Below are 742 nucleotides of genomic sequence, written 5' to 3'. Positions count from 1 at the left end.
ACCTGAGCATGAAGGAGCGGTAATTTGAAGGAATAAAACAGATGCACAACGATACCCTAAGCCGCGTGAACGCAATTCGCGAATGGCTTGCTCAACACAACATTGATGCCCTACTGATCCCTCATGAAGATGAATACCTGGGTGAATATGTCCCTGCGCACAATGAACGCCTCCATTGGCTAACCGGATTCACAGGCTCTGCAGGCGCAGCCGTGATCACACAAGACAAAGCCGCGATTTTTGTTGATGGTCGCTATACAGTGCAAGTGACCAAACAAGTTCCTAGCGATTTGTTTGAATATCGCCACCTAATTGAAGAACCGGCATTGGATTGGATTCAAGACAATCTAACCGCAAATGCGTCCGTGGCTATCGACCCACGCATGCACAGTTCGGCTTGGCTAGATATGGCACAAGCAAAACTGGCCGGAAAACTTGAGCTAAACATTCTCTCCGGCAACCCAATTGATGAATTGTGGCATGACCGCCCTGCACCAGTGGTTTCTGACGTTCGCCTCATGCCAACAGAAGCCGTTGGTCAATCAAGCGAAAGTAAGCGTAAAGAGATCGCTCAACTGGTAGCAAAAGCCGGTGCAGACAGCGCAGTCATCACAGCGCTTGATTCTATTTGTTGGCTATTGAATGTACGTGGCTTGGATGTATCGCGTTTGCCAGTTTTACTCTCGCACGCGATTCTTCATGCCGACTCAAGTGTAGAGTACTTCCTAGATCCCGCTCGCTT

Annotated in this window: 1 protein-coding gene; it reads left to right on the top strand. The window is 49.1% G+C overall.

Annotated elements, in window-relative coordinates; all coding sequences use genetic code 11:
- Positions 1–41: 41 nt before the first annotated feature.
- Positions 42–742 (top strand): aminopeptidase P family N-terminal domain-containing protein (locus tag R7E78_RS26345; RefSeq protein WP_318058637.1); only part of this gene is annotated, 701 nt, incomplete at its 3' end.

The sequence above is a fragment of the Vibrio sp. YT-19(2023) genome (assembly GCF_033337395.1).
This window is presented reverse-complemented; position numbering and strand designations above follow the sequence as displayed.